This is a genomic window from Microbacterium sp. Leaf351, from assembly GCF_001423825.1.
GTDB classification, from domain to species: Bacteria; Actinomycetota; Actinomycetes; order Actinomycetales; family Microbacteriaceae; genus Microbacterium; species Microbacterium ginsengisoli.
On record NZ_LMPK01000002.1, the window covers coordinates 15,269 to 21,037 of the forward strand.

7 protein-coding genes are annotated in these 5,769 nt (G+C 71.8%); 3 read left to right on the forward strand and 4 right to left on the reverse strand.

Translation table 11 applies throughout. From position 1 onward, the window contains the following. From ASG00_RS00540 to ASG00_RS00550, 3 genes are all read left to right on the forward strand, one after another. Positions 1 to 541 (forward strand): ABC transporter permease (locus tag ASG00_RS00540; protein ID WP_235559008.1); only part of this gene is annotated, 541 nt, incomplete at its 5' end. A 5-nt stretch (positions 542 to 546) separates the two neighbouring features. Then, positions 547 to 1,764, forward strand: coding sequence for a sensor histidine kinase (locus tag ASG00_RS15575; RefSeq protein WP_235559038.1), 1,218 nt, complete (start codon positions 547 to 549; stop codon positions 1,762 to 1,764). Further along, entirely contained in the window at positions 1,761 to 2,375 is a 615-nt protein-coding gene (locus tag ASG00_RS00550; protein WP_056206121.1) for a response regulator transcription factor, read from the forward strand. The genes ASG00_RS15575 and ASG00_RS00550 overlap by 4 nt, the downstream gene beginning before the upstream one ends. A gap of 5 nt (positions 2,376 to 2,380) precedes the next feature. On the opposite strand, the gene ASG00_RS00555 is transcribed toward ASG00_RS00550, so the two are convergent. The 4 genes from ASG00_RS00555 to ASG00_RS16010 all read right to left on the reverse strand — a co-directional run. Then, positions 2,381 to 3,124: an amino acid ABC transporter ATP-binding protein gene (locus ASG00_RS00555; protein ID WP_200930811.1), complete on the reverse strand. Its 744-nt coding sequence runs from the start codon at positions 3,122 to 3,124 to the stop codon at positions 2,381 to 2,383. Further along, the gene (locus ASG00_RS00560) at positions 3,121 to 3,993 is read right to left on the reverse strand and encodes an amino acid ABC transporter permease (RefSeq protein WP_056206294.1); all 873 of its coding nucleotides are present in this window, start codon (positions 3,991 to 3,993) and stop codon (positions 3,121 to 3,123) included. Before ASG00_RS00560 ends, ASG00_RS00555 begins: the two co-directional genes overlap by 4 nt. Then, complete coding sequence (locus tag ASG00_RS00565) at positions 3,990 to 4,856, reverse strand: ABC transporter substrate-binding protein (protein ID WP_327037324.1); 867 nt, start codon at positions 4,854 to 4,856, stop codon at positions 3,990 to 3,992. The genes ASG00_RS00560 and ASG00_RS00565 overlap by 4 nt, the downstream gene beginning before the upstream one ends. A gap of 125 nt (positions 4,857 to 4,981) precedes the next feature. Further along, positions 4,982 to 5,769: amidohydrolase family protein (locus ASG00_RS16010; protein ID WP_235559009.1), on the reverse strand; the 788-nt coding region annotated here is incomplete at its 5' end.

Here is a 5,769-nt window from a genome sequence, read left to right on the forward strand (position 1 = left end):
GGCCACGCAGACCGGCGCATCGGTCGCCCTCGAGCGCGCACAGGGATGGAGCCGGCAGCTGCTGCTCACGCCGCTCAACCCCCTGGTAAACGTCATCATCAAGATCATCGCCGGCATGCTGTTCGGGTTCATCGCGATCGTGGCCACGTATGTCGTGGCCGGGTTCTCGGGTGTGCAGCTGAGCCCCGTGCAGTGGATCGTCACGGGTCTCGCGGCGTGGCTGCTCGCCGGCGCCGTCTTCACGACCCTCGGACTGATGGTCGGCTACATGGTCCCCGGTGAGAACGCCGCGCAGATCACGAGCCTCGTGATCGTGCTGCTCTCGTTCCTCGGAGGTCTGTTCTACCCGCTGTCGAGCATGCCGGACTTCCTGCAGACGATCGCGAAGTTCACCCCCGTGTACGGCATCAGCCAGATCGCGCGCGCACCGCTCACGGGCGACGCCTTCGACCTCGGCGCGCTCGTCAACGCGATCGCGTGGCTTGCGATCTTCGTCGCCGGCACGGTGGTGTTCTTCCGTCGCGACACGAAGCGGGCGTGAGCGCGATGTCCGCGGGGCGGCGTCCGGGTGCGGATGCCGCCTCGCGGCCTATCGTGTGGGATGTGAGTCAGACGGAGGCGCCCGATCGTGTGCGCGGCATGGGCTGGCCGGTGCTCGCCGACGGCGAGCGCGCCTCGCTCGCCGGATGGCGTGCGACGCTGGCGACTCCCTCCGTACGGGGGTGGTACGTGGGCGGCGCGATCGCGTTGCCGTGGCTGTTCGTCGTGCTGCCGGGGGTTCTCAGCGCCCCGCAGCTGTGGCAGCAGGTGCTCGGCAGCACTCTGGTGCTGCTCTTCGCCGCCGCGTTCCTGATCGCCGCCCCGACCGCGTGGGCCACTCCGCGCCGCGGGCGCATCTGGATCGTGCTGGGCCTGTTCGCGCTGTCTTTCGCACTGATGCCCTGGCTCGGGTGGGATGTGCGCGCCACCTGGACGTTCGTGGGCGTGGTGCTGGGCGTGAGCGTCATCGGCTGGCGGTTCACCTGGATCGCCATCGTCGCGCTCGGCCTGCTCGCCTTCGGCATCGCAGTCGCGACCGGCGTCGACCCGGCGGACGCCGTGCTGAACTCCGCGATCATCGTGTCGATCTCGCTCATGATGGCCGCCTTCGCACGCACCCTCGCCACGCTCGGCCAGCTGCGCAGGACGCAGGCCCAGGTCGAGGTGCTCGCCGCCGACCGGGAGCGCAGCCGGGTGGCGCGCGACATCCACGACATCCTCGGGCACTCGCTCACGGTCATCACCGTGAAGGCCGAGCTCGCCGGACGCCTCATCGACGCCGACCCGCAGCGGGCGGGCGTCGAGATCGGCGAGGTCGAGGCGCTTGCCCGCGGCGCCCTGGCCGACGTGCGCGCCGCGGTGAGCGGCTTCCGCGAGGTGAACGTGAGCGCGGAGCTCGCCGCCGCCCGGGCGGCGCTGCGGGCGGCCGGGATCGAGCTCGACGCGTCCGCATCCACCGATGCGATCGACCCGGCACATCGTGAGCTCGCGGGGTGGGTCGTGCGCGAGGGCGTCACGAACGTCATCCGTCACGCGGGTGCGTCGCGCTGCCGCATCCGGCTCGAGCACGATGTGGTCGAGGTCGCCGACGACGGTGTCGGGCCCGGGGCCGGCACCGCGTCCACCGGTCTCACGGGGCTGCGGGAGAGAGCGGATGCCGCCGGCGCCCGCCTGCGCATCGGTCGCAGCGACCTCGGCGGGTTCTCGGTGCGGGTCGAGCTGTGAGCGACGGCATCCGGCTGCTGATCGCCGACGACCAGGCCCTCGTGCGCGGGGCGCTCTCGGCGCTGCTCTCGCTGGAGCCCGACATCGAGGTCGTCGCCGAGGTCGGCCGCGGCGACGAGGTCGAGGCCGCCGTCCGCGCGGCGGCGGCGACCGTGGCCCTGCTCGACATCGAGATGCCCGGTCTCGACGGCATCGCCGCGTGCGCGCGGCTGCGCGAGACGGCGCCCGGATGCCGCGTGCTCATCGTCACGACCTTCGGTCGCCCCGGCTACCTGTCACGCGCGCTGCAGGCGGGGGCATCCGGGTTCGTCGTGAAGGACACCCCCGCCGCGCAGCTCGCCGACGCGGTGCGCCGGGTCGCCCGAGGGGGGCGGGTCGTGGACCCGCAGCTGGCGATCGACTCGCTCGCGCAGGGCGACTCGCCGCTCACCGAGCGCGAACGCGACGTTCTCGAGGGGGCGCGCACCGGCGGCAGCGTCGCGGACATCGCGCGCATGCTGCACCTGTCCGAAGGCACCGTGCGCAACCATCTGTCGTCGGCCATCGGCAAGACCGGCGCCCGCAACCGAGGCGACGCGGCGCGCATCGCCGAGCAGAACGGCTGGCTGTAGCCGGGTCAGGCTCCGCGCGAGCGGCCCTCGCGTTCGAGGAATGCGGCCGTCTCCGGGTGCACCGGAGCGTCGAACACCTGCTCAGGGGTGCCCTGCTCGAGGATGCGCCCCTCGTGCATGAAGACGATGCGGTCGGCGACCTCGCGGGCGAACGCCATCTCGTGGGTCGCCATCAGGATCGTCGAGCCGCGCCGCTTGAGGTCACGCACGAGATCGAGCACCTCGCCGACCAGTTGCGGGTCGAGGGCGCTGGTGATCTCGTCGAGCAGCAGCAGCTCGGGGTCGGTCAGGATCGCCCGTACGATCGCGACGCGCTGCTGCTGGCCGCCGGAGAGCCGATCGGGGAACTCGCGCGCCTTCTGCGCGAGCCCGAGGGTCTCGAGAAGCTCGAGTGCGCGGGCGCGCGCGGCCGCCGGGCGCTGGCGGTGCACCCGCCGGGCCGCGAGCGTGATGTTGTCGATGACCCGCAGGTGGGGGAACAGGTTGAAGTGCTGGAACACCACGCCGATGCGCGAGCGCACCCGGTCGGGGTTGATGCCCGGGTCGGTGATGTCGGTCCCGCCCAGGAAGATCTGGCCGTCGTCGACGCGTTCGATGAGGTTGATCGTGCGCAGCAGCGTCGACTTGCCGGAGCCCGACGCGCCGATCAGCACGACGACCTCGTGCGGCTCGATCACGAGGTCGACCCCGCGCAGCACATCGTGGTCGCCGAACCGCTTGCGGACGCCGGTGAGGGTGAGCGCGCTCACACGACACCCCCGTTCTGCTGACGGCGGGTGAGGCGGGCGGAGACCCAGTCGGTGAGGCGGATCATCGGCAGGCTCATCGCGACGAACAGCAGCCCCGCGACAATGTAGGGCGTGAAGTTGTACGTGTTCGCGACCTCGATCTGCGCGGCACGCACAGCGTCGACGGCGCCGAGCACCGAGATGAGGCCGACGTCCTTCTGCATCGAGACGAAGTCGTTCATGAGCGCGGGCACGACGTTGCGCACGCCCTGCGGGATGACGACGATGCGCAGGGTCTGTCCGTGGGTGAGGCCGAGCGAGCGCGCGGCGACCCGCTGAGACGGATGCACCGCCTCCATGCCCGCACGCAGCACCTCGGCGACATATGCGGAGTACGTGAGCACGATGGCGATGGTTCCCCACAGCACGACCGGCACCCGTCCGAAGAACCCGAGCGCGGGGATACCGAAGCCCACCAGGTAGAGCACGATCAGCAGCGGCATGCCGCGGAACAGGTCGGTGTATCCGGCGGCGAGTGCCCGCAGCGGGAAGAAGACCGGACCACGCAGCGACCGGAGCACGGCCAGTCCGGTGCCGAACACCGCCACGGCGGCGGCCGCGACGAACAGCACCTGGATGTTGACCCACAGACCGGCGATCACCGACGGGAACGCCGAGATGGCGACATCCAGATCGAAGAAGCTCGACCGCACGCTCTCCCAGCCGGGGCTGGTGACCACCGCGACGGCGAGGGCCGCGACGACCACCACGCTGCTGACGAGCGCGATGACCACCGAGCGCACGGTGGAACGGCGCCGGACCGCCCGCCGGGCGAGCTCGAGCTCGCTCGGCTGCCAGTCCGGCGCCGTGGAGGCTGGTGACGAGGTCAGTTCAGCACCGGCGCGTTGACGGCGTCGGCGAGCCACTGCTTCTGCAGCGCCGCGAGCGTGCCGTCGGCCTGGAGTGCGTCGACCGCGGCGGTGACGGCGGTGGTCAGCGGCGATCCCTTGGGCAGCACGAACGCGAGCTGATCGCCGCCGGTGGTGTCGTCGAACTGGCCGATGACCTTGCCGTTGTCGAGCTCGGCCCCGGCCAGGTAGAACGCGGTCGGCAGGTCGACGACGAGAGCGTCGATCTGGCCGGACTTCAGGGCGAGCACGGCGTCGTCGTTCGAGTTGAACACACGAAGGTTGTCGGTGCCGAGCTTCTCGGCCGCGACCCGGTAGCTGGTAGTGCCGCTCGCGACGCCGATGACGTCGGTCTTGAGGTCGGCGATCGAGGTGGCCGAGGCCGCCTTCGACGAGCCGGTGGTCACGACGGCCTGCGTCGTCGTGTAGTACGGCGACGAGAAGTCGACGGCCTTCTTGCGCTCGTCGGTGACCGAGAACTGCTGGATGTTGAGGTCCCAGTCCTTCGCACCGGGCGCGATGGCGCTGTCGAAGGTCGAGCGCACCCAGACGACGTCGCTGTCGGTGAAGCCGAGCTTCTCGGCGACGGCGTAGGCCACGGCCGCCTCGAAGCCCTTCTTGCTCGCCGGGTCGTCGTTCTCGACCCACGGCGAGTACGCCGGCTGGCCGGTGGCGATGGTGAGCTTGCCCGCAGTGAGCGTGTCGAGGGCGGCGGCGCTCGGGCCGGCGCTGGTGGCGGTGCCCGACGACGAGCCGGCGAACGCGCAGGCGGCGAGCGACAGGACGGTGGCGGCCGCCAGAGCGGCGACGGCGGCGGTGCGGCGGACGCGAGCGCGCGTGATCACAGGGTTCTCCTCAGGTGCGGGATAGCGGGTGGTCACCGCCAGCGGGTGCTGTGGTCCGTGCTCGGGCGATCGCGCACAGCCTATCCACGCCTCGCACATCGCCCGCGGTCAGGTGACACACGCGGTCACACCGGGATGCGCACGCCCGTCTCGGCGGTGAACCGGTCGGATGCGAAGCGGACGCGACCAGCGACCACGGTCGCGGCGGCCGTGCCTTCCCCGGCCGTCGCGAGGTGCTCGAGCGTGTCGTCCACCGCTCCGACGGGGACGTCGAGGAAGGCGAGGTCGGCGAGCGCCCCGACGGCGAGGTATCCGGTGCGGTCGGGCCCGGTGTCGATGCCCATCGCGTGGGCGCCGCCGAGGGTCGCCGCCCGCACGAGCCGTGCGGAGAGGTCGCGGTTCGCATAGCCCTGCCCGCGCGCGATGCGGTGCAGTGCGGCGACGTCGGCCCACGGGTCGAGCGACGGCGACGACGACAGCGAGTCGGTGCCGACGGCGATCGCGTTGCCCTCCACGAGATAGGCGGCGACCGGCGGCTCGTCGAGTCCGATCACGGCGTTCGAGCGGGGGCAGAGCGCGACCGCCGTGCCCCGCGCACGCAGCAGGGCGCGATCACGAGCGGTCATGTAGACGCCGTGGGCGATGTGGCAGTCGGGGCCGAGCACGCCGAGCTGGTCGACGAACTCCGCCGCCCCCACCCCGATGCCCTCGCCGCGCAGCTCGCGGAAGCTGCCGAGTCGCCGCTCGTGCCACGGGTCTCCGGGCACGTGGTCGCCCTCGCGCTCGAACGCGGCCTCGCCGAGGTGCAGGTGGATGCGCCCGCCCCGCTCGCGCACGATGTCGGGGATCTCCTGCAGCGGCTCGACGTCGAGCGAGTACGGCGCGTGCGGAGAGAGGCCGGTGCCGGGTGGGG

Bases quoted from the DNA above. Each gene is read 5' to 3' on its own strand.
- ASG00_RS15575 (WP_235559038.1), top strand. From the start codon at position 547: ATGTCCGCGGGGCGGCGTCCGGGTGCGGATGCCGCCTCGCGGCCTATC.